Raw genomic sequence first — 22,198 nt, 5'->3', positions numbered from 1 at the left:
ATTCCCCTCTGAGGAGATCGCACGAACCCCGTAGCGGCTCGTCTGCACCCCGACCTGTTAGCGTCGAATCAAGAATAATTCAACATTTGGGGCTTTTCAACGTCGGACCGAACAAGGCTTTTGATTCTGCCTAAATAGCGCAGGTTGCCTTTTCGTGCCTTTCCGTCAAACTTTCGGATTATACAGGCTGAGCAGCGGAAAATGAAGCGTGTAAACGGTTTCCTGAAACGGCTGACGAGGGCAATGCGGCGCACGGGCCGCAGCCGCGGTATCCTTATTCCTTGCTAAACGGCCGCAGCAGCATTATTATAGTTGATTGGCTCAAGTATTGGAGGCAGTTTCAGTGATACACGAACTTGATAAATTGATAGAGCTTCAGCGGGCGGATTCAAACCTCCGCCGGCTTAAAAACCTAATAGATACAGCGGACGAAAGGCGTGCAGCGATCGAACAGAAGTTTGAGGAGCACGCCTTTTCTATACGCGAAGTGCAGAACCGGCATTCGGACCTGAAAGCAACGCGGGCAACTTTGGAGAAGAACATCGCCGAACACAAAACGATGCTCGAACGCGCCGAACGCAACCTAAAGCACGCACAGAACCAGCGTGAATACGAATCGGCGATGCGCGAGACAGAGATACTGCAGAAGCAGATAGGCACGTACGAGAACGAGACCGTAGAAGCGATGGACGCCATCGAAACGGTCGAAAAAGAACTCGAAGAACGCGCCGATGAGATAAACAGCCTCGACGGCGAACGTGCCGCTGCAATGGCCGAATTCGACAAGGAACTCGCTGAAGCCAAGGCCGAATTTGCCCAGCAGACGGCCGCACGCAAGACCACATTCGACATGCTGCCCGCGAATCTAGCCGCCGTTTACGATCGCCTGGTACAGCGCAGCCGCGACGGCGTCGCCGTTGCCGAGGTCGTGAACGAATCGTGCAGTGCCTGCTATATGAAGCTGAGGCCGCAGGTTTTCATGAACGTCCGCAAAGGTGCCGAGATCGTGACCTGCGAGAGCTGTTCGCGGATACTTTTCGTACCGGCCGGCGAATCGCAGGCCGCCTGACGCCATGGCTGAACTGCAGACAGCGACCTTGGCCGCAGGATGTTTTTGGTGCGTCGAAGCTATCTTCGACGCCCTTGAGGGCGTCGAGGACGTCGTTTCCGGCTATACCGGCGGCCACACCGAAAACCCGACCTACCAGCAGGTCTGCTCCGAAACCACCGGCCACGCCGAAGCGATACAGATCCGTTTTGACCCCGACATAATTTCCTACGAAGACCTGCTCAGAATCTTCTTTACCACGCACGACCCGACAACGCTGAACCGCCAAGGCAACGATGTTGGTTCATCATATCGCTCGGGTATTTTTTACCATGACGAGCAACAGAGCGCATCGGCGAAAACTGTCCGCGACGAGATCGCGGCTGAAGGTCTGTATAGCGATCCCATCGTCACCGAAATTACTGCATTCGACCGTTTTTGGCCCGCGGAAGACTATCATCAGGAATATTTTGAGAATAATTCCAACCAACCATACTGCGCCGCGGTCGTCGCTCCAAAAGTAGCGAAATTCAGACAGAAGTATGCTTCGCGGCTGAAAAAGTAGTTAACAGCATGTGAAAACAGTGTTGATGACTGTTAAAAATAGCTTGACACAACTGCGCTGTCTTCACTAAACTTTCATTGACGGCTCGTGTCCTAGGGCTCGGACTCCCTTCATCCAACCAATTTCCAGCATAAGAGGCACACTATTCTCGCGGCCTCAGAATATCCAGTCATGAAAAACACACCCCTCGCTCGCAGAAGAGCGTTCTATATCACACTATTCGGATGCGTCGCGATGTTTGCGGCAGTCTTTGTATTTGACCTCTCGTCAAACGCTCAGCGTATGACGAAGCAGGACGATGAGATCTCGGCCCCAGTGCCTGAGGCCGGCACCATCAGCGGCCGAGTTTTTCAGGACTTTAACGGCAACGGCGTTTATAACACATCGACCACCATCACGAACGACGGTTTCGGCAACATTCCGGTCGCCATCGACCGCGGCGTTGCGAATGTCCAGGTGCGTGCCTTCAACGCTTCCGGAGCGAACGTAACCTCCGGCGGCGTGGTCAACACGGACGCCGCGGGCCTGTTCACTCTGACGACGACGGACGCAGGTTCGGGGCCGTATCGCGTGGAGTTCACGAATCTGCCCGCAGGATTCAAGCCGTCATCCCGCAGCACCGATTCGGTGAACGGCGGAACGGCGACCAACTCGGGTTCGACGGTACAGTTCGTCTCTACGCCGGCAACGAACGTCAACCTCGCTATCAATTACCCGACGGAGTATTCGCAGGACAATCCGCAGGTCGCAGCGGCCGTTTACCAATCCGGCGACAATCTGGTCAGCCCCAGCGGCGATCTGGTAACGCTGCTCAGCTTCCCGTATTCCGCCGGCAGCACCGACACTTCTACTTCCGCCACGCTCTCGCTGTTTGATGAGCCGGCGGCGAAACCGCTCGGCGTTCTGGCGGATCAGATCGGTCCGACATTCGGCCTGGCTTGGTCCAAGAAATCAAAGCGGCTCTATGCTTCGGCATTCTTCAAGCGACACGTCGGTTTCGGGCCGCAGGGGCCGAACGCGATCTATATCATCGATCCTTTAGGTTCGGGTACAGTGGTCGGGCATTTTATCGTTCCCGGCCCGGCGACGAATCTGCATGACACGTCGAACTATCCGCGAGATAACAACAACACAGGCTGGGACGCGGTCGGCAAATCAAGCCTTGGCGGTCTTGTGCTGTCAGAAGATGAGTCCACGCTCTACGTCGTAAATCTTGCAAACAGGACGCTTTATGCTCTGAATGCGACGACCGGAGCGATGATATCCAGCCAGGCATTCCCGACGAATCCGCCGCTGCCCTCGGGCAATTGCCCTGCAGCGGACGTTCGCCCGTTCGCTTTGGCGATGTACCGCGGCCAGCTTTTCGCCGGTATGGTCTGTTCGGCGCAGTCGAGTTCCAATGTGGACAGCTTTACAGATTCTAACGGCAACGGCATACACAATTCCGGTGATTACTATATCGATACTAACAATAACGGTGTTCGCGATACCGGCGAGCCATATGTGAATATCAACGGGACCGCAGGCTACCAAGCGGGCGAGCCGTTCACTGATGTTGACGGCAACGGAGTCCATAACTTAGGAGATGCTCGGCGACTTCGCGGCTATGTTTACTCGGTAAACCCGGCCACTCTCGCATTCGGCTCATCGCCGCTGTTTCAAATGCCGCTCAATTACAAACGCGGCCTGAACACACGCAGCGAAGGTTCGATGGCGGCTTGGCGTCCGTGGTCAGCGGTTTACAGGAACGCCTCGACCAATCAGTTCTGGGTGTCGTATGCACAGCCGATGCTTACCGACATCGCATTTGACAATGGCGACATGATCCTCGCATTCCGCGACCGGCTCGGCGATCAGATCGGCAATGGAACGCTTTCAAACCCGAGCGACCCGAGCAATACGAACTTCTATCAGCCGCGGACGGGCGGTGATATCATTCGCGCGTGCGGCAGCATCGGTTCGTGGACGCTTGAGAATGACGCACGCTGCGGCGGCAACGGTACGGGCCCGCAGAACACACAAGAAGGCCCGGGCGGCGGCGAATTCTATCACGGTGATGCATACACGTTGTCGGCCAGCTATACCTCGCCGACGACAACCATCGCCGGCAAGGGCAGCAATCACGACGACGTCACATCGGGCGGAGTGCTGATGATGCCGGGTGCGCCCGATGTGATCACAACCGTTTTCGACGCGATCCCGAACGTAACTAATCAGGTGTATGACGGCGGCATTCGCTGGCTGAACAACACGAACGGAGGATTTTCCAAGGCTCTGCGCCTGTATATCGGTGCCGGCAACGACCCGAACACGATGGGCAAGGCCGGCGGCGTCGGGTCGAGTATGGAATTGATGACGGATCCCGCTCCGATCGAGATCGGCAACCGCATTTGGCGCGACCTGAATCCGAACGGAGTTCAGGACCCCGGCGAATTTGGGCTTGCGGGCGTCACGGTTCGCCTGTATGACGGATCTTCGGTCGTCGGAACCGCGGTCACGGACGCTAACGGCGAATATTATTTCGTTTTCAGCGACACTGCGGACGGCGACCTGACCGATCACATCGGCCAGGTGCTCGGCGGCATCAAATACAACCATCCGTATGAGATCCGCCTGGACAACCCGGCGAACTACGCTCCGGCGCAGCCGCTCTTTGGATTGCTGCTGACCGCGGTCAACGTCAATACGCAGCTCGGCGACACTGATTCGTCGGATTCCGATGCCATAAGCGTGACGAATCCTGCCGGCTCACCCTCTGGTGTGTTCCCTGTGATCAGCCTGACGACGGGCGACCTTGGCAGCAACGATCATACGTTCGACATCGGCTTTACTGCTGTACCGACGTCGGCAAATGTATCGGTCGAAGGCCGTGTGATGCTGCAAAGCGGTGCGGGACTGCGTAACGCACAGATCACCTTGTCAGAAGCGAACGGCATCCGCCACAGTGTGATGACGGGCAGCTTCGGCTACTTCCGTTTCGAGGGCATATCTGCAGGGCAGAACGTCGTGGTCACGGTCAATTCACGCCGTTTCCGATTCGATCCGAACTCACGCCTGCTCGTCCTATCGGACAATTTGTCTGATGTGGATTTTATCGCTCAGGAGTAGGAGCGTCGAAATTTTTCGAATTGAGGCTGTCAGCAATGGCAGCCTTTTTTTGCATAGAGTCTTTCCGATTCTTTAAACTCTGCACTCTCTGCGTAAGACTCTGCGATCTCCGCGATTGCAAAACGTCAACGCAGAGATTCGCTGAGAAAGACGCAGAGTGCCCTAGAGATGGGCTCACAATTTACCGAAAAGCATCAGCACGCCGATGGCTATGAACGCAACAGCCACGATGCGCTGCAGCCATTCGGTCGGGACAAATTGCGTCAAAACGCCGCCGACAAGCACGCCGAGGCCCGTTACGACGATCAATGCCAGGCTTGCTCCGATGAAGACGGCGATCTTTGATTCCGTGCTGGCGGTCATCGTGATAACGGCAAGCTGCGTCTTATCGCCGAGTTCTGCCAGAAAGAGCACTAGGAACGAGGTGCCGAATATCTTCCAGTCCATAAGAATACCTTGCCTGTAAATTTACAATTCTTTACACCATTGCGAAAGCCGTTTGAGCTAGAATTGCGTCTTATTGACCATTGATACGAAATTAACCTGTTTCAGGAGTAAGAGAATGATCAGAAAGACACTTTTCGCGGCCGCCTTTGTAATGACGGCGATGGCAATTTCCGCTTCGGCTCAGAAGGCACCGGACATGTCCGGTACATGGATGCTCGACGTTGCGAGATCGAAAATGGCGATGCCGGTCGAATCGATGACGATGACGGTAACGCAGACCGAAGCTGACCTGTCGGTCAAGACCGAGACCAAGCGCGCTCCGCAGACCGGAGTTGAAGCTCCGCGCGGCGGCGGTGCACGCGGCGGCGGCGGATTCGGCGGCGATTCATCGTACACATACAGCCTGGACGGCAAGGACAAGAACACGCAGTCCGAAGGCCCGATGGGCCCGATCCCTGTTACTCTGAAGGCAAAATTTGACGGCGGCAAGCTGAAGCTTTCGCAGACACGCAATTTTGACAGCCCGATGGGCTCGATAACGATGGTCACTAAAGAGACTTGGGAAATGGGCACGGACGGAGGGCTGACGGTAACCCGCGAATCGCAAACGCCGCGGGGCAACAACACCTCGACTCTGGTATTTACCAAGAAGAACTAGGCTTTTTTCAATTCCCCCCTAAAAGGCCGCAAAGGATGTGCTCAGTAATTGAACGCATCCATTGCGGTCATTTTTCTTTTCGCGACAGGTCAATCTGCAAAACGCAGTGTTTCGATGATCTCCTGCATATACTGCCTGCCGAGCTCCAGGTCGTCGCGCTTCAGCGAAACCGCACCGACAACGGCGTGTCCGCCGCCGCCGTATTTCTCGCAGATCTCCGCAATATTGTGGACGCGGGGCCGCGGAGCCCACGGATTGGAACCGACCGATATCTTGGTCCGAAAATCGCTCTGCGTCAGCGAGACGTTATACGTCGTCTGCGGGAAATGATAATAGGGAATGAATTTGTTGTAGCCCTCGATGTCCGTGTCCGACAGGTCGAAAACCACCACGCCGCGGTCGTAAACCGAACGCTCCTTTATCAGCTCGACCGTTGACCAATGACGTTCGAGGATCGGCTTCAGACGCTGCTGTATCTCGTCCGAAGCGACGATGTCGTCAAGCGTCCGTTCGGTCAGCATTCGAATTATCTGTTCAACGAACTCGGGATCTTTTTCGCCTTCGATCACCTGCATCAGCTTCAGTGCCGAGGAACGCAGTTCAACGCACTGCGCGGGCGATTCGTAAAAGGCACCGTCGATGATGTGCGCCCATTCGATCAACTCTGCAAGAAAAGGGTCGTCAAATCCCCATTTTTCCTTGGCGACTCGTGCGATAAATTCCGCACACGAGGCGCTCTTGGTATCCAGGAACTTCTGTCCCGACGTGTCCGCCAAAAAATGAGCCTCGTCCTCTTTGGTCAAAAATGCCGACTGATGATGATCGAACCACCACGTCAGGCGCTCGTCGGGACAATATTTGAAATCGACGATGGCGTTATCGTCGCCGTCAAACTGTTCGCGGTCAAACGCATTTCCCGCACGGTGCATCGTCGGCGTATAGGCGACCAATGCGTCCGGATGAAAGACGGTGCGGTAGAATTTGGTAAAGATGGCGGCCGACGAAACACCGTCGAAACAATTGCCGTGATAGAGTATTCTTAGCTTCATAGGCAAAACATATTAGGCTAATAAACGGCTTGGGCCGCGTCAAGAAACAGGTTATGAAAGTAAGGCTTGCGGAAAAGACCGATGCACGGCATTTTGTCGATTTCAACTGCGCGATGGCGATGGAGACCGAGAATAAACAGCTCGATCGCGACACGGTCACGCGTGCGGTAGAGGACGTTTTTGACGATCCGCAGAAAGGGTTTTACATCGTGGCGGAAGACGGCGATGAGGTGCTCGGCGGGCTGATGATCACGTATGAATGGAGCGACTGGCGTGGCGGCTGGTGGTGGTGGATCCAGAGCGTCTTTATCGTGCCTGAAGCACGCGGCCGCAAGATATACACCCAACTTTACGATTTTGTGAAAGAGCGTGCCCGCGAGTCGGGAGATGTTTACGGAATAAGGCTTTACGTTGATCTCGATAACGAGAACGCACAGCGAGTTTACGAAAAGCTCGGTATGGAGCGGTCGCATTATTATATGTACGAAGAGAGCCTATGAAGATCACCGAGACGCAGTTCGCACGCATCGTTGACGGCATAATCGAGGACCGTGAGAGCATAATAAAACACAACGCGATCGGCACGGACGAAGAAATTCTGCTTTGGATGCTGCTCGCGTGTTTGACTAGTTTCCTGAGCCTCAGCGACAACGAGACGCCGTGTTTTACGGGCAAGCCCGACGCGAAAACCTATCGTGAGGCGATCGTTTTTATTTTGAAAGACCGCCGAGCGGATGCTTTCGATATCGAGCCATATTTGGGCAGTTTCGCATGAAAGCTTCATTTCATGTGCCGCGGCTGAATTGAATTTCTTCAGTGGATAGTGACAAGTCGTAAGTGGATAGTTTCTTTCACTTGTCACTTAACACTTAAAACTATCCACTGGAAAATTTAGATCGTGATGATAATTTCGACGTTTCCACAAACTGCATTTCAACAGAATACGCGTGTCGTAGCGTGCGAGAAGACACGCAAGGCGATATGCATCGATCCGGGCGAGGCTTCGGATGATGTCGTTAACTATCTGCGTGACAATGACTTAGAGCTGCAGGCAATCACGCTGACGCACGGGCATCTGGACCACGTCGGCGGGACGAAAGCCCTGCACGACGACTATCCCGAAGCCGACATCATCATTCACAAAGGCGATGAGCCGCTGTATTTCGGCCTGCCGCAGCAGCCGCTGCTGATGGGAATTCAGCAAAGCCAGCTTGCGGCTCTCGGGCTCGATTTCGACGCACCGCCGCCGCTAACGCGCAATTGGGAACACGGCGAGATCTACGAGGTCGGCGAGCTGCGTTTTTCGGTGCGGCATTGTCCGGGACACACGCCGGGACATGTCGTTTTCGCCGAAGAAAGCGAGAAAAAGGTATTTGTCGGCGACTGTCTTTTTTACGGCTCGATCGGGCGGACGGACCTGCCCGGCGGCAGTTACGAGCAGCTGATCGAATCGATCAACGCACAAATTCTCACGCTCGACGACGACACGGTCGTATATTCCGGCCACGGACCGGAAACGACCGTCGGCCGCGAACGCCGTCAAAACCCTTTCCTCAACGGCATTTACGACGCCGGCCGCGGGCGTTTCATTTAGCGTATCTCGGCATCTGTTCGGCGGCGGCGGGCGAATGCTAGAATGTAGAAAACCTCGGAGGACAAGAATGAAACGAGCGATAACATTTTCACTCGCAGCACTGCTGCTTACGTCAACGGCGTTCGGGCACGCGACGTTGGTCGGCGGCCACACCAAACAGAACGGCCAGCCCAATTTCCGCACCGAAAAGGTCGCAGGCAATATTTACGCGCTGTTCGGCAGCGGCGGCAACATCGGACTTTCGGTGGGCGAGGACGGCATTTTGATGATCGACACGCAGTTCGCGAACGTGGCCGACCGCATAAAGGCCGAGATGGCGAAACTCGGCTCGGACAAGCCGCGATTCATTTTCAACACACATTGGCACGGCGACCACACGGGCGGCAACGAACCTTTCGGTGCGTCGTCGCTGATCATGGCACACGAAAATGTCCGCAAACGCATGGCCGAAACGACGATGTTCCGCGGACAGGCACGCACGCCGTCGCCAAAGGTCGCATTGCCGATGATCACATTTGCGTCGGGCGTTTCGGTGTTTTTCAACGGCGAGGAAGTGAAGGCGTTTCACATGCCCCGCGGCCACACGGACGGCGACACCGTGCTGCATTTCACAAAGTCGAACGTGTTTCACCTCGGCGATAAGTTCTTTGTCGCGCGGTTTCCTTTCGTCGATCTGGAAAGCGGCGGCACCGTTCAGGGGCTGATCGGCAATATCGGCGATCTGCTACAGCTAATTCCCGCGGACGCGAAGATCATTCCCGGCCACGGCCCTGTCGCGACCATCAATGAGCTTCGCGATTATCACCAGATGATCATCGAAACTTCGCTGCTGATACGCCAGGGAATGGCAGCAGGCAAGACGCTCGACGAACTGAAAGCCGCCGGCCTGCCCGAGAAATACAAGGAAGCGGGTTCCGGATTTATTAACACGAACGCTTGGATCGAGACCGTCTTTCGCAGCTATTCCAAATAGAGCGGCTTTAGCTCGTAAACCCTGAAGAGCCCGATCACAGTGCCGCCGTCGCGTGAATACCACCGCTCGACGTTGGACCAATCGGGCTCTTCGCCGTCGGGCACGATGAAGTAATTCAACAGCGGCTCGTATGCGACGGCGGCGGTGACGGAATCGACGAATTCGCCGTATTTTTGCGATTCGGCGACGATCTCGTCATCCTCTATCGGGTCGTTGACGCCGCCGAGTTCGGGCAAGGCACGCCCGCCGCCGAATATGGCCGCCACCTTTTCAAACCAGCGTATCTTCAGAACGTGTTCGAGGTCTTTCGCGTCAAAACCCGAGAAATATATCGCACGGTAAAACTGCTCTTTCGCCTCCGCCTCGCTTACGGAACCGCCCGCGACGAGGTGCGGAGCCCAGACGACATGCGCCGGAACGACCGTCGGGATAAGGCTAGCGATTATAGGATTGGCGGAGTGAATGACGGGCGGCTCCGATCTGCCTTTGCTTCGTTCGCGGATATTTTCAAGCGCCGGATAGACAGCCTCGCGAACGGCTACCATGCCGAAATTTCGTTTCGCACCGTGGTCCGCTTCAAAAGAACCCCACACCGCCGCCGCGGCGCCGAGCACGGCGAACGCGACCTTCGGCAGCAGCGAGTTCCCTTTCAGCCCCGAAAACGCGAGCCATAGCAAGATGCAGATCCCCGCTAGCACACAGTAATTCGCGATGAATATCTCGTAATGTATCGGCTGCAGCGAGCGGCCCGTGATGACCTGCTGATTGAGCACGACAATGGGAACGGCAAGGAATGCATAGGTGAGCTTAGCCTGCGGCGAACGAGCGTCGATGCGTTTAGCGAAATGCAGAACTGCCGCAACAGCGAATGCAATGAACGCGGCGATGACGGTCGGTGCTGAAAGGTCGGGTTCGCGAGTGTAAACCAAGAGCTGGACCTCGTCGGAATTACGCGACCGCTGATCGAGCAGATAGAAGTAAGGCAAAAGAGCAGCGATTCCGATGCAGCCGACGATGGCGGCGTTTCGGAAAATATCTCGGCGGTTTTCCTTGTTTGCAATGAACGCGATGGCAAAAGCGGCCGCGAGCCAGACGAGAGCCGCTGTCCAAAGGTAGAAATACGAAAATACGATCGCCGCGAACGTAACGCCCGCCGCCGCCGCCCACGCCGTTTTTTGTCGGCTGTCTGAATACAGCGTCTGCCACGCGGCGGCGCACATCACGAAGAACAGCGGAAAACCGAAGCCCGGCTGATATCGGCGAAGAAACGGGAAAAATTCGATGATGTGAAATTCTTCGACGATCTGCCGCAGATAGCCCTCGTACGTTACTGCGGTGCCGAGGCACAATATGACCAACGTTCCGCCTGCCGCAGCGACGCCGCTTCTTGTCGTGGCAAACAACAACCAAAATATCGCCAGAGACGTGAATATCGCAAAAAACGCATGCAGAGCAATGAACGCCGTCGATGCCGATACGCCCAAAGCTCTAGCCGGCAACGCGATCGCGTAGCCCGGAATGAACTGTATCGAAAAGATGGATTCTTCTTTCGTCTCGCGGGCCATATACGGGTCGTAACGCCGCGGCTCGCCGTTCATCAGGCCGTTGACGTATGCCGAATACGCGACCTCGTCGTAATTTGACGCTGCATACGAGCCCGCCCAATTTTCGCCCGTCGTCTGCCACAGACGCACTTGCGGCAGCATCGCAAGCATCGTCATCACGATGACGGGCACGAGCGCGAGTGTCCATGCAAGACGCGGCTTCATATTTTGAGCAAAGAAAAAGGAGCCGACCGGCCGGACGGCTCCCGCACTGAAAGGCAATTACGCAACTGTGATCTCGTTCGTCAGATAAACGTCCTGAATTGCGTTGAGCAGCTCGACGCCCTCTGACATCGGCCGCTGGAACGCCTTGCGGCCGGAGATGAGGCCCGTCCCGCCGCCGCGTTTATTGACGACAGCAGTGCGGACGGCATCGGCAAGGTCACCTGCGCCTTTCGATTCGCCGCCCGAGTTGATCAGGCCGCAGCGTCCCATGTAGCAGTTCGCCACCTGATAGCGGACCAGGTCGATAGGATTGTCCGAGGTCAGTTCCTCGTAAACCTTCTTGTGCGTTTTACCGTAGCCGGAAAACGCGTTGTAGCCGCCGTTGCGTTCGGGCAGCTTTTGCTTGATGATGTCGGCCTGAATGGTCACGCCCAGATGATTTGCTTGTCCGGTCAGGTCGGCGGCCGTGTGCATGTCGCCATCAGGCGTCTTGAACGCCGGATTGCGCAGATAGCACCACAGAATGGTCGCCATGCCGAGTTCGTGTGCGTAGGCGAAGGCCTCAGCGACCTCGGTGATCTGCCGCGTCGCCTCTTCCGAACCGAAATAGATCGTTGCGCCGACGGCGACCGCGCCCATATCATGAGCCTGATCGACCGTGCCGAACATCACCTGATCGAATTTGTTCGGCAGCGTCATCAGTTCGTTGTGGTTGATCTTTACGACGAACGGTATCTTGTGAGCGTACTTGCGGGCGACCGAGCCCAAAACGCCGTAGGTCGATGCAACGGCGTTGCAGCCGCCTTCGATGGCGAGTTTGACGATGTTTTCGGGGTCGAAATACGCCGGATTCGGTGCGAACGAAGCTCCGCCCGAGTGCTCGATTCCCTGATCGACAGGCAATATCGAAACGTAGCCCGTGCCGGCGAGACGGCCCGTATTGTAGAGCGCCTGCATCGAACGCAGCACGCGCGGATTGCGGTCGCTGCCGGCCCAAATGCGATCGACAAAATCGCCGCCCGGCAGGTGAATATTCTCTTTCGGTATCGTCGTCGAAACGTGGTTCAGCAATTTGTCGGCCTCATCGCCGAGCAGCTCAGTGATTCTGTTAAGGTCAACGGACATCAATTTTCTCCTGAAAAAGTAATGATAAAAGCGAAATAAAAATAGGGATTATATCACAACTCTTTGCAGAAGCGGGGGCGATGCCCCCTTCCTGACATTTTGAAATTATGTTTATCGCGTGAATCCGTGTTGATAGATGGTCAGGATGGTAAAATGGGGAAATTGCTCGAAGCAAGACGGTCCGGAAGGGGGCGTCGCCCCCGCTTGGTGAATGTTCAACCACCCGGTTCCGGCAACCGCCGAAGGCGGTTCTGACAGGATGCAGGCTGGCAGCCTGCGGTCCGGCAAAAAAGAAAGCGGGCAAGGATGCCCGCGTTCCAATGTTGTTGTTTGTCCGTAGAGGCTACGCTGCGACCTTTGCCAGTGCGGCTATTTTCTCGCGTTTGGAAACGACGACGCCGCCCGGCGGTTCGATGGTGATGGCAAAGACCTTCGGCGACCTGGTCAGCAGTTTCGCGTTGATGGGAACGATGACCTCGCCGTCTGCGGTCACGTCAAACACGCCGCCGTCCTTCGGATGAGCTTCGAGTTTCGGATCCTCGAATATCCACAACTGATACTGCTCCTTCGTCGCGTCATTGACGGGCAGGCCGCGGAAACGCATGTAGCCGGTCTGCTTGTCGTCGCTCCAGACGACATCGCCGGTTATCTGTGCGATCTCTTTTACGTTGCCGGCAGACCACTCAGCCTTTACGGCGTTGGCTGAGGCAAGCAATTGCGAACGAAGCTCGCCGGGCGTAACGGGCTGCGGCTGTGCGGGCGGCTCCTGCTTAGCGACCTCTGGCGTCGTCGGCCTATAAACGAAAAGGTTGAGTGCGAGTGCGATAGAAGCCGCTGCAGCCGCTGCCCAACCTAACCAACCGAACCAGCCTAAACCGGGACGTTCAGGTTCTGCGTAGGTGATGCCGCGGTCTTCCGCAGGCTGCCACGCGGACGCAGTCTGTGCTTCTGCAGCCTCTGCTTTCGGCATCCATTCAGATGCACTTTCAGAAACGCGGGCGAAAAGGTGATCGGGCATCGCCTCGAAATCGCCGAGCTCCGCCATATTTATCGCAGCCGTGGTTATCTCAAGCGTGCGGAACTCAGCATCGACTATGTTCTGATCGAACTCAGCCAGCTGCTTCTCTTCCGAGGGCTCCAGACCGTATAAAACTTTCTTGGTCAGGAGGTCGAACAAAAGATCTCTCTGCTCTTCTGTCATAGCGCCACCTCCTGTTTACTGCTTCCCAAACCTAAATGCTCCCTAACTTGTAAAATTCCCCGCCGTGCATGCGTTTTCACGGTGCCAAGCGGCATGCCAGTAGCGTCCGCGATCTCCTGATGCGACATCCCCTGAACGATCGACAGCCTGAGGACCTGCTGCTGTTCAGGCCGCAGATTCCGCATGGCCACTGCCGCCTCGCGAGCCTCCAGCCCGAGCTGCATGTCCTTGTCGGCACGCGTAAAAGGCTCGAGCAGAACGTCGTCGAGAGAATCGGCGGTGATGCGTCGGTTCGAATGCCGGATCTTATCAATGAGGCGTCGGCGGGCGATCATAGCAATAAATGTCGTTTCGGATGACTTTGTTTCGTCAAAACGCTCGGCGTTCTTCCAAACATCAACAAAGATCTCCTGAACGGCATCTTCGGCATCATCAGCATTCCGAAGCATTTTCCTCGCCAAGGACCAGACCAGACCGCCGTATTTCTTTAGGCAATCTTCTACGGCCGTGCTGTCCCCGGCGGCGATGCGTTGTAGGATAGAGTCAGTCACAAATAATCGAACAAAACGGTCTCGATACTCAAAAATACCGTAAACAAGCGACCTCTGCAAAATCCGTTAACGCCGCACCGCGCCGTTCACGTGAATTAATTCGCGATGGCAGTTTCATCGGATTCAGCGGATACAAGTTTTTTTCCTCGAGACAAAAAGTATGAAACGGCAAAAAGAACGAACAGAGTGATCGAACTCAAAGCCGAGATCATACAGAACTGGCAGATCGCCCCGATCACGAATACCTGAAGATATATGAGCCACAGGCTCGCCGCCGCCATCGCCGCCGTCAGAAGCCCGAAAAGCTGCCACGTTCGCGGATAATGGAACGCCGTCAGCAGTGCAAGCGAGAACGCGGCAAAGTAGGCGAGCGCACCCAAAGCCGCGATAGGAACATCGCCGATGACCGCAAATTCGCTGTTGAGAACCTTTTCGCAGCCTTCGATAAGGCTGCACGGAACGGGCTCTGAGGTGTAGTGGCTAGCGGTGAGATATACGGAATCCGCGAGACCGACCAATGCGATAAGAGATGCCGCGATGGGTATTCGCGGCATCTTTAGATCTTCTTCAAATTCGACGTCTTCCGTCACTGCTGCGGCTCTGCCGGCTGACTTACCTTGGCAAGCTCGGCGTCGATCATCGCACGCATCGACTGGATGTTGCGCATTTCGTTGAACGGGACCAGATTGCCGTTGATATAAAGCGAAGGAGTAGAATCGACACCGATCGCACGTCCGCGTTTCAGATCCTCGTCAACTCGCGATTTCGCGGCGATGCCGAGAATGTCGTTCTCCCACCTTGCGATGTCGAGCCCGATCTTCTGGGCATATTCCTTGAAAGCCTGCTTGTGCGTGTCGCTGCGCGTCCACACCGCCTGATTGGTAAAGATCAGGTTCTGCATATCCCAGAATTTGCCCTGCATGCCTGCCGCTTCGGCGGCGACGGCGGCGTCATACGCCTTGTCGTGCATACTGAGCGGATAGTTGCGGAAGATGAAGTTGATCTTTGAGCCGTATATCGACTTGATCTCATTCATCGTCGGATTGACCGCGGCACATGAACCGCACTGAAAATCGGCAAATTCTTCCAATACTACGGCTGCCGTGGGCGAACCGGCCTGTGTCGGCGGCTGTGCGCCTTTAGGCGCGTTCGGCGGGATCGTGGCGTTCTTTTTCGCGGCAGGCGCCGAATTAGCCCTGTTCGCGTCAGACGCTGTGGGCGACGCGGGCCTTGTCAGCAAATACCAGCCGCCGATCATAGCGACCAGCAGCACACCCGCGATGATCAACATAGGAAGATTGCTTTTGGGGTTTTCTTTTTTCTTACTCATTTATTATGTTCAGCCTACTGACTGTAATTTTCTCTGCGGCCTTTCATGCGCCGCCGCCAATTCGGCCGCTACGCGGTCCGCGATGCCTTGCGCGTTCAGGCCGTATGCGGCGAGCAGGCGTTTAGGATCGCCATGCGTGACGATCTCGTCCGGCACGCCCATTCTTACTATTTTAACATCGCCGATCGAGCCGTTCGATTCGAAGAATTCGAGAACGGCGGAACCGAATCCGCCCGCCAGATACGCCTCTTCGACCGTCACGATGGTGTCATGTTCCGCGAGCAGCGACGCGAAAAGCTCTTCGTCTAGCGGTTTGACGAAACGCGCGTTTATCACGGTCGGTGAAATGCCGTTCTTTTCAAGTATCGCAGACGCTTCGAGCGAAGGATAGACCATAGAACCGTAGCCGATAATGGCGACGCCGCTTCCCTCTCGCAGAACCTCGGCCTTTCCGACCTCGAGCAGTTTCGGCTCGGCGGAAATGTCCACGCCAAAGCCGTTTCCGCGAGGATAACGAAGTGCCGCGGGGCCGGGATGTTCGATCGCCGTCAGCATCATGTCGCGCATCTCTGCCTCGTCTTTAGGCGCCATCAATATGATGTTCGGATAGCCGCGAAGGTACGCGATATCGAGCAGGCCGTGATGCGTGGGCCCGTCGGCACCGACGATGCCGGCACGGTCCATAGCGAGCGTGACGTTGAGGTCTTGCAGACAGACATCGTGAATTACCTGATCGAAGGCACGCTGCAGAAACGTGGAATATATCGCGGCGACGGGCTTTACGCCCTCGCATGCCATTCCAGCGCAGAACGTGATCGCATGCTGTTCGGCGATGCCGACGTCATACGCACGATCGGGAAATTTTTCGAGCACCTTATCGACGCCCGTACCGTCGGGCATCGCGGCGGTGAGTGCGACGATCTTTTCGTCGCGCGACATCAGCTCGCACATCGTCTCGCCGAAAACCTGAGTGTAGGTCGGTGCGGAAACGCCGCCGCCCGATTTATACGGCAGTCCTGTTTTCGGATCGAATGGGCCGGTCGCGTGATATGCGTAGTAGTTCTTTTCGGGATTCGGAAATCCTTTCCCTTTCGTCGTTAGAGCGTGCACGATCACGGGGCCGTCGTCCACTTTTTTGGCTTCTTCGAGAGCGCGGACGAGAGCGGGTACATTGTGGCCGTCAACGTAGCCGATGTATTTGAAACCGAGTTCGTTGACCAAAGCTCCGGGCAGCACCGCAGCGGCGATGGCGTCCTTGAAAGATTTCGCAGCACGCCGCAGCGAACCGCCGATGCCGGGCACGCTCTCGAGCGCGTCACCGATCTCTTCTTTTAGATGCTGGTAGCTCTGCGCCTCTTTGATGCGGTTCAGATAGCCGCTAAGCGAGCCGACGGCCGGAGCGATCGACATGCCGTTGTCATTAAGAATGACGACCATCCGCGATTTCAGATGGCCTGCCTGATTGATGGCTTCCATCGCCATGCCGCCCGCAAGCGACGAATCGCCGATCAGCGCACAGACGTGAAAATCGTCCTCATTATGATCGCGTGCAACCGCCATACCGAGCGCCGCAGAAAGCGATGTCGAAGCGTGGCCCGCACCGAAGGTGTCGTATTCGGATTCATCGCGGCGCAAAAAGCCGCTCAGTCCGCCGTCCTGTTTTATCGTGTGCAGTTCGTCGCGGCGGCCGGTCAATATCTTGTGTGCGTATGCCTGATGGCCGACGTCCCAGACGAGCTTGTCGTTCGGCGTATCGAATACGTAGTGCATCGCGACGGCGAGCTCGACCGCGCCGAGGCTTGCGCCCGTATGGCCGCCGATACGCGAACAGGTGTCGATGATGAACTGCCGAACTTCGTCGGCAACTTCCTGCAGGTCATCGACCTTTAGCTGCCGCAGGTCGGCCGGTGAATTGATCTCAGACAAAAATCTCATTAACTGATATCCAAATGACGCATTTTAGCTTTTATTAACTAGAATGTTCAATGTTCTGAAGACTCGTTTCGTCCGCGCGGCAATAGCGGATTTACATTTCTTTACGCAACTTGGCGCTAAATGCTTAGACCAAAGGGGTAAAAGGCGCGTCTTAAATAGCGAACGGCGAAAGCTGTATAAATTCCTAAGGAGTGAAATCATGACTATCAAAAATAAAATTCTCTCGGTGTTCACGCTCGCGCTCGGTGTAGCGATCTTCTCGACAGCCGTAGTCGCTCAGGACAGTTCCACCGATAAAGGCGACAAGAACAAGGCGGAAAAGACCTATAAACGTGAAGGCGGCTGGGACAAACGCGGCATGGGACGCGGCGGTTTTAAAGGCCGCGGCATGATGAAAGGCCGTATGGGCGGCATGATGATGCGCGGACTCGATCTGACCGATGCGCAGAAGATCCAGATCAGGGCTATCCGCGAAGCAAACCGTCCGGATCCCACAGTGATGATGGAAATGCGCGAACTTCGCAAAGCGAAATTTGAAGGCACCATCACCGCAGCACAGGAAGCACGCATGACCGCTCTCCGCGATCAGCAGATCGCCAAACAGCGTTCGGTCCGCGATCAGATCCATGCAGTACTGACCGCAGAACAGAAGGCGAAATTGGAAGAGCACAAGCAGAAAATGGAGCTCCGTTTCAAGGAACGCATGGAAAAGCGCAAAGCTGAAAAGGCCGCTAAGCCGAAAGTAAGCTAAACGCTCTGCGATGCTAAAACACAATGAGGCCGTCCGAAAGGACGGCCTCTTTTTTGTTTACGCGAAGTTGCCGAAGCCCGCGCGTGAGCAAGGGCGATAGCGAACCATTTATAAAAACACTGAACGCAAACATCTTCCGCCGGATGTTTTTCTGTTTCAGCCCACGCTCCGGATATCGCCCTTGCTCACGCGCGGGCTTCTGCAACTTCGAGGCCTGAGCTAAACCACCCGGTTCCGGCACAAAAGACATGCCAGTGTTGACGGGAACGTCAACCTCCGCAGGTGGTTCTGACAGGTTTTCTAACGATAGATCGTCACTTCTTGTTTGCCTTTTGCCAGTACCTTTACGAGTTGGTGGCGGTAGGCACAAAGTTCATTGCCTTTGGGAGCGGGCGTACGGCGGACCTTCAATTTGTAGAATTGGCCGGGCTGATAGTCGAAACCGATGATCGAATCATAGTAATTTTCCCACTTCGCGTTACGGTTTCGCTTGATGAGCATGCAGCGGAGCGGTTCGATGCCGCGGCAGCGGACGGTGCGGTTCGCAACATAGATCGTTTCGGTCTCGTTGTCATTTTCCGTATCAGAAACTGTCTCAGGTTTGTCTTTTGTAAATCGCAGAAAATATCCCGTTCGCGTATCCGACAAGGAGAGAGCGTTTTCCTTGATCTCGAGCTTGTTTACCTTGCCGAGCAGGTCGAGAAATTCAACCTCGAATTCGCCCTTTTCGCCCGGGCACATCATGTCGGTCGAGATGATGTCGCCCGCCGATATCTCACCGTCCTTTTGCACAAATTGCCCTCGATACGAGTTGCAGCCCGTGCTGCCGCCGAAACGCATCTCTGCGGCGAACTCGATATATGTGCCGAATTCACTGATGTTGTAGGCCTTTTTCGAAGCAAGGCTGTAAGAGCCCAGCTTCCATTTGCCGATGGTCTCCTGCTGTGAAAATGCGCTCATCGGAAACAGTATAACGGCTGCGAGTAAAATTATTGCGGATCTCATAGTAACAACACCTTCCCACAATTAGAACGCAAAATGGAGCATAAGATTGCACTTTGTCTTCCTTTGCGGTTCCTTTGCGTCTTCGCGGCTTGGCGGGAGATGCGGAAAACGTTTCCCGCAAAGACGCTAAGCTGAGCAAAGCGCCGCAAAGAAGAAGTACGCATCAGAGCGATACCTTTTTCGCCGCTCCGATATCAACGCCAAACGCCAAATGTGCCGAACGCCGCATTGCCGCAGCGTCGCCTGTCGTCAGAAAAACGTCGCTGCCGTCGCCTTTCAGGTACTTCGCCGGTATCGACCGAGCCAATGCCGCAGCGGGATCGAGAAACTTTGTCGTCGGCGATACGAATTCCGCAAGCACGTGTTCTGCCGCGGGATAATGCGTGCATGCGTGCAGTATGTGCGTGCAGTTTTTCAGCGGCCGCATGATGCGTGCGGCCTCGGCACGCAGTTCGGGCGAGTCTATTTTTCCTGCCTCGATCAACGCCGACAGCGGCTGTGCGGCACGCTGTCTTACGGCAATGCCCTTTTCCGCGAAACGCCGACGATGCACGCCGGACATCACCGTTCGCCGGCCGCCTATCATGCCGAGCTTTTCGGGACGCAGTTTCGCCGCCATCTCGACCGCAGGTTCGATAACACCGAAAACGGGAACGTCCGTTCTCAGATCGCCGATCGCCGTGCTTGCCGCGTTGCAGCCGATCACGACGGCTCCGCAGCCATTACTATGAAGATATTCAATTATCAGGCCGAGCCTTTTGGCGAGTTGAATGCGTGAAAGCCTGCCGTAAGGAGTCACGCCCGTATCGGAAAAATAGACGATCGACGCCTGCGGCGCGCGTTTCTTTATCTCGCGATAAACGCCCACGCCGCCGATGCCCCAATCAATGATGCCGAGTTTTATATTCATCAAGAAAATCATGCCCGCGAATAAAGCGAATGAACACAAATAAAAGATCCCAAACCAACATTCGCGGATATTCGTTATATTTGCGGGCAGTTCATTACGGATACGTCAGTTTCGCTTCGATGCCGCGTTCGACCGGGCCGCTGTCAAATGCCACGATCCGCGAATGCCACGCCATATTGAGTATCTCCATTTTGCGGCTGGGAAAACGGCTCTCAAGATACCATTTCATCTCGTGTTCGGAGCGAATGGGATTGTATTCGAGCATCTTTTTCCAGTCAGGATGCGAGACCAGTTCTTTTAACGCCGCGTCGAAACGTACGTTGGCCTTTTGGTTGCGCATGGTGCGGAGCTTGTCGCCGATCAGCCGCGGATATTCGGCGGTTTTCACGGGAACCGTGACCATATCGACGATCAGCAGCTTGCCGCCCGGCCGCGTCACGCGCTTTATCTCAGCCAACAGCGGATCCCAATCCAAGTAGCGGAATGACATCAGCGACGTCACGACGTCAAACGAATTATCGGGAAACGGCAAGATAGGGCCGTCAATGGTTTCAAATCTCAAATTTGAAATTTCAGAATTCTTGCGTCTTGCCCGTTCGATCATGGCGGCGGATTCATCGACGCCGACTCCCGTTGCGATCCGGTCGCTCAGGGCGTTCAGCAAGGCGCCGTTTCCGCAGCCGATGTCGAGCACGTCGATCTTGCCCGCGGGTAGATGTTCGTTCAGCCATTTCCATTCGTCTTGGCGGACGCGAATGTCCTGAAACGCCGCGTCGTAAAGCTCCGCGACCTTGTCATACGAAGCGTTTCCGTTCGCCGGCCGCGGCTCGAAACGCTTCATTTTCTCGGCGGGCATCATGCCCAGGCGCTTTTGAAATGTTGCCTTGATGCCGTGTGATTTGCGGCCTTTGCAGCCGATGGTGTAGAGCGGCGGCCGCGTGCTGTCGCCGGCGGCAACATAGCGTTCTTTGTCGCGGGAAAATGTGGTGTACCAAAAGAATCCGTATGCCGGAACGCCGAATGTGCGTGCGAAGAACGGTGCGAACCAGCGTGCAGAACGGCAGCAGTAGAACGATGCCGAGCCGTCCGCAGCGAACGGTATCGAAATCTGCTCCCACTCGTATGGCGAGAACTGCTCGGGAAAAGCGACAGTGCCGAACATCGGCCCGTACATTCCCGAATGCCCGACGAAGATGAACTCTGCGATCTGCTTTCCGCCCTCGGCAACCTCGGCGATCGCGGCGAGAACGTAGCGTTTGCTCTCGACCGCGCGTACGAGCACCTCGCTGCCGGCGTCACGTTTTTCGGCAGCCAAAGTTTCGGCGACCACCGGAAACTGATGGCCGCCGAGCCTGTATTTTGTTGTGTAGATGATCAGGACGACGCCGGATTTACTCATCTCAGTTTTAATAAAATGCCCGGCGCCTCGGGCTTAAAGTTCCTTTTCCTTTTTCGTCTGTTTGATGATGCGGATCAGACGATGTTCGTAGGCAGATGCACCTGCGGCCGGATCCGGCAGTCGAACGCGTTCGACCTCGATCACTGAATAGTAGTCCTTGCGGAAATTGAAGCCCTGTATCGGACCGAAGAAATCCTGCCATTGGCCGTCCTTGGTTTCCTTTACCTGCAGACACTTCGATTTTACGGCTCCCATGCAGTCAACGACCTTTTTATTGACGTACCAGGTCATGATCATCGGCTTTTCGGCCGGTTTGAACCGCAGAAAATTGCCCGTATCGGTGTCGGTGACGGTCAGCACGCCCGTTTCGAAAGAGAACGCGTCGGCCCCCTCGAGCGTCTTTAGGAACATTCGCTCGAACGTCATCCATGGTTCAGGACAAGCCATCATCGTGCCTGCGATAGGGCCGACCTTCAGACGGCCGGTTTCCTCGAATTTGAACGCACCCGTAAAGCGGTTGCAGCCTGAATTTCCGGCGACGCGGCCTTCTTTCGTATCGACGCTCATCGTGATCTTCTTATCACCGAGAGCGACGTTCATCTGGTCGAGCTTGTAGCTGACAAGCTGCCAGTCATCTGCTGCGGGACGCTGTGCCGAAACGGCCATCCCGACAAATAAAATTGTAAATACCGAAAATATGACCAACTGTGTTCTCATTAGTATTCCCCTTGGCTTTGTACGCCGAAAAATTGAACGATCGGGCTCGCCATTCTTGCGAAA

22 protein-coding genes are annotated in these 22,198 nt (G+C 55.5%); 9 read left to right on the top strand and 13 right to left on the bottom strand.

What is annotated here, in order from left to right; genetic code table 11:
* Nucleotides 1-343 precede the first annotated feature (343 nt).
* From IPM50_11245 to IPM50_11235, 3 genes are all read left to right on the top strand, one after another.
* The gene (locus IPM50_11245; protein QQS32241.1) at nucleotides 344-1,069 is read left to right on the top strand and encodes a hypothetical protein; all 726 of its coding nucleotides are present in this window, start codon (nucleotides 344-346) and stop codon (nucleotides 1,067-1,069) included.
* Between the two features lie 4 nt (nucleotides 1,070-1,073).
* On the top strand, nucleotides 1,074-1,613 hold the full coding sequence (msrA, locus tag IPM50_11240; GenBank protein QQS32240.1) for a peptide-methionine (S)-S-oxide reductase MsrA: 540 nt from the start codon (nucleotides 1,074-1,076) through the stop codon (nucleotides 1,611-1,613).
* Between the two features lie 171 nt (nucleotides 1,614-1,784).
* Entirely contained in the window at nucleotides 1,785-4,721 is a 2,937-nt protein-coding gene (locus IPM50_11235; protein QQS32239.1) for a carboxypeptidase regulatory-like domain-containing protein, read from the top strand.
* A 174-nt stretch (nucleotides 4,722-4,895) separates the two neighbouring features.
* On the opposite strand, the gene IPM50_11230 is transcribed toward IPM50_11235, so the two are convergent.
* Nucleotides 4,896-5,168: a TMEM165/GDT1 family protein gene (locus tag IPM50_11230; GenBank protein ID QQS32238.1), complete on the bottom strand. Its 273-nt coding sequence runs from the start codon at nucleotides 5,166-5,168 to the stop codon at nucleotides 4,896-4,898.
* A gap of 115 nt (nucleotides 5,169-5,283) precedes the next feature.
* On the opposite strand from IPM50_11230, the gene IPM50_11225 reads away from it, so the two are divergent.
* A complete protein-coding gene (locus IPM50_11225) occupies nucleotides 5,284-5,826 on the top strand; it encodes a hypothetical protein (protein ID QQS32237.1) in 543 nt (180 codons plus the stop codon).
* 89 nt (nucleotides 5,827-5,915) lie between these two features.
* On the opposite strand, the gene IPM50_11220 is transcribed toward IPM50_11225, so the two are convergent.
* Nucleotides 5,916-6,875 (bottom strand): phosphoesterase, encoded by a 960-nt coding sequence (locus IPM50_11220; GenBank protein ID QQS32236.1) that lies wholly within the window; start codon nucleotides 6,873-6,875, stop codon nucleotides 5,916-5,918.
* Between the two features lie 53 nt (nucleotides 6,876-6,928).
* Here IPM50_11220 and IPM50_11215 point away from each other — a divergent pair, with 53 nt between their 5' ends.
* The 4 genes from IPM50_11215 to IPM50_11200 all read left to right on the top strand — a co-directional run bounded on the left by IPM50_11215 (nucleotide 6,929) and on the right by IPM50_11200 (nucleotide 9,442).
* The gene (locus tag IPM50_11215) at nucleotides 6,929-7,375 is read left to right on the top strand and encodes a GNAT family N-acetyltransferase (protein QQS32235.1); all 447 of its coding nucleotides are present in this window, start codon (nucleotides 6,929-6,931) and stop codon (nucleotides 7,373-7,375) included.
* Nucleotides 7,372-7,650, top strand: a complete 279-nt coding sequence (locus tag IPM50_11210; protein ID QQS32234.1) for a hypothetical protein — start codon at nucleotides 7,372-7,374, stop codon at nucleotides 7,648-7,650. The genes IPM50_11215 and IPM50_11210 overlap by 4 nt, the downstream gene beginning before the upstream one ends.
* A 126-nt stretch (nucleotides 7,651-7,776) precedes the next feature.
* Complete coding sequence (locus tag IPM50_11205; protein ID QQS32233.1) at nucleotides 7,777-8,469, top strand: MBL fold metallo-hydrolase; 693 nt, start codon at nucleotides 7,777-7,779, stop codon at nucleotides 8,467-8,469.
* A gap of 67 nt (nucleotides 8,470-8,536) precedes the next feature.
* The gene (locus tag IPM50_11200; protein ID QQS32232.1) at nucleotides 8,537-9,442 is read left to right on the top strand and encodes an MBL fold metallo-hydrolase; all 906 of its coding nucleotides are present in this window, start codon (nucleotides 8,537-8,539) and stop codon (nucleotides 9,440-9,442) included.
* Here the strand turns inward: IPM50_11200 and IPM50_11195 are convergent.
* The 7 genes from IPM50_11195 to IPM50_11165 form a co-directional block, all read right to left on the bottom strand.
* Nucleotides 9,430-11,211, bottom strand: coding sequence for a hypothetical protein (locus IPM50_11195; protein ID QQS32231.1), 1,782 nt, complete (start codon nucleotides 11,209-11,211; stop codon nucleotides 9,430-9,432). The two genes, IPM50_11200 and IPM50_11195, sit on opposite strands and share 13 nt — an antisense overlap.
* Before the next feature lie 57 nt (nucleotides 11,212-11,268).
* Nucleotides 11,269-12,336, bottom strand: a complete 1,068-nt coding sequence (locus IPM50_11190; protein ID QQS32230.1) for a class I fructose-bisphosphate aldolase — start codon at nucleotides 12,334-12,336, stop codon at nucleotides 11,269-11,271.
* A gap of 343 nt (nucleotides 12,337-12,679) precedes the next feature.
* On the bottom strand, nucleotides 12,680-13,537 hold the full coding sequence (locus IPM50_11185; GenBank protein QQS32229.1) for an anti-sigma factor: 858 nt from the start codon (nucleotides 13,535-13,537) through the stop codon (nucleotides 12,680-12,682).
* Entirely contained in the window at nucleotides 13,534-14,088 is a 555-nt protein-coding gene (locus tag IPM50_11180) for a sigma-70 family RNA polymerase sigma factor (protein QQS32228.1), read from the bottom strand. The genes IPM50_11185 and IPM50_11180 overlap by 4 nt, the downstream gene beginning before the upstream one ends.
* A gap of 95 nt (nucleotides 14,089-14,183) precedes the next feature.
* Complete coding sequence (locus IPM50_11175) at nucleotides 14,184-14,678, bottom strand: vitamin K epoxide reductase family protein (GenBank protein QQS32227.1); 495 nt, start codon at nucleotides 14,676-14,678, stop codon at nucleotides 14,184-14,186.
* Nucleotides 14,675-15,418: a thioredoxin domain-containing protein gene (locus tag IPM50_11170; GenBank protein ID QQS32226.1), complete on the bottom strand. Its 744-nt coding sequence runs from the start codon at nucleotides 15,416-15,418 to the stop codon at nucleotides 14,675-14,677. The genes IPM50_11175 and IPM50_11170 overlap by 4 nt, the downstream gene beginning before the upstream one ends.
* A gap of 9 nt (nucleotides 15,419-15,427) precedes the next feature.
* Nucleotides 15,428-17,353: a 1-deoxy-D-xylulose-5-phosphate synthase gene (locus IPM50_11165; GenBank protein ID QQS32225.1), complete on the bottom strand. Its 1,926-nt coding sequence runs from the start codon at nucleotides 17,351-17,353 to the stop codon at nucleotides 15,428-15,430.
* Nucleotides 17,354-17,552: 199 nt separating this feature from the next.
* Here IPM50_11165 and IPM50_11160 point away from each other — a divergent pair, with 199 nt between their 5' ends.
* A complete protein-coding gene (locus tag IPM50_11160; protein QQS32224.1) occupies nucleotides 17,553-18,104 on the top strand; it encodes a Spy/CpxP family protein refolding chaperone in 552 nt (183 codons plus the stop codon).
* Between the two features lie 300 nt (nucleotides 18,105-18,404).
* Here the strand turns inward: IPM50_11160 and IPM50_11155 are convergent, their stop codons facing one another.
* The 4 genes from IPM50_11155 to IPM50_11140 form a co-directional block, all read right to left on the bottom strand.
* Nucleotides 18,405-19,064 carry an META and DUF4377 domain-containing protein gene (locus IPM50_11155; GenBank protein ID QQS32223.1) on the bottom strand — a complete coding sequence of 220 codons (660 nt, stop codon included), beginning with the start codon at nucleotides 19,062-19,064 and terminating at the stop codon, nucleotides 18,405-18,407.
* Nucleotides 19,065-19,272: 208 nt separating this feature from the next.
* Nucleotides 19,273-20,019, bottom strand: a complete 747-nt coding sequence (locus IPM50_11150) for an aspartate/glutamate racemase family protein (protein ID QQS32222.1) — start codon at nucleotides 20,017-20,019, stop codon at nucleotides 19,273-19,275.
* A 94-nt stretch (nucleotides 20,020-20,113) separates the two neighbouring features.
* Nucleotides 20,114-21,418, bottom strand: a complete 1,305-nt coding sequence (locus IPM50_11145; GenBank protein QQS32221.1) for a class I SAM-dependent methyltransferase — start codon at nucleotides 21,416-21,418, stop codon at nucleotides 20,114-20,116.
* A gap of 33 nt (nucleotides 21,419-21,451) precedes the next feature.
* Nucleotides 21,452-22,135: an META and DUF4377 domain-containing protein gene (locus IPM50_11140; protein QQS32220.1), complete on the bottom strand. Its 684-nt coding sequence runs from the start codon at nucleotides 22,133-22,135 to the stop codon at nucleotides 21,452-21,454.
* Between the last annotated feature and the right edge of the window lie 63 nt (nucleotides 22,136-22,198).

Source organism: Acidobacteriota bacterium, assembly GCA_016700075.1.
Taxonomy (GTDB): Bacteria; Acidobacteriota; Blastocatellia; order Pyrinomonadales; family Pyrinomonadaceae; genus OLB17.
The sequence above is the reverse complement of the archived record's forward strand: the minus strand, read 5'-3'. Positions and strand labels throughout refer to the sequence as shown.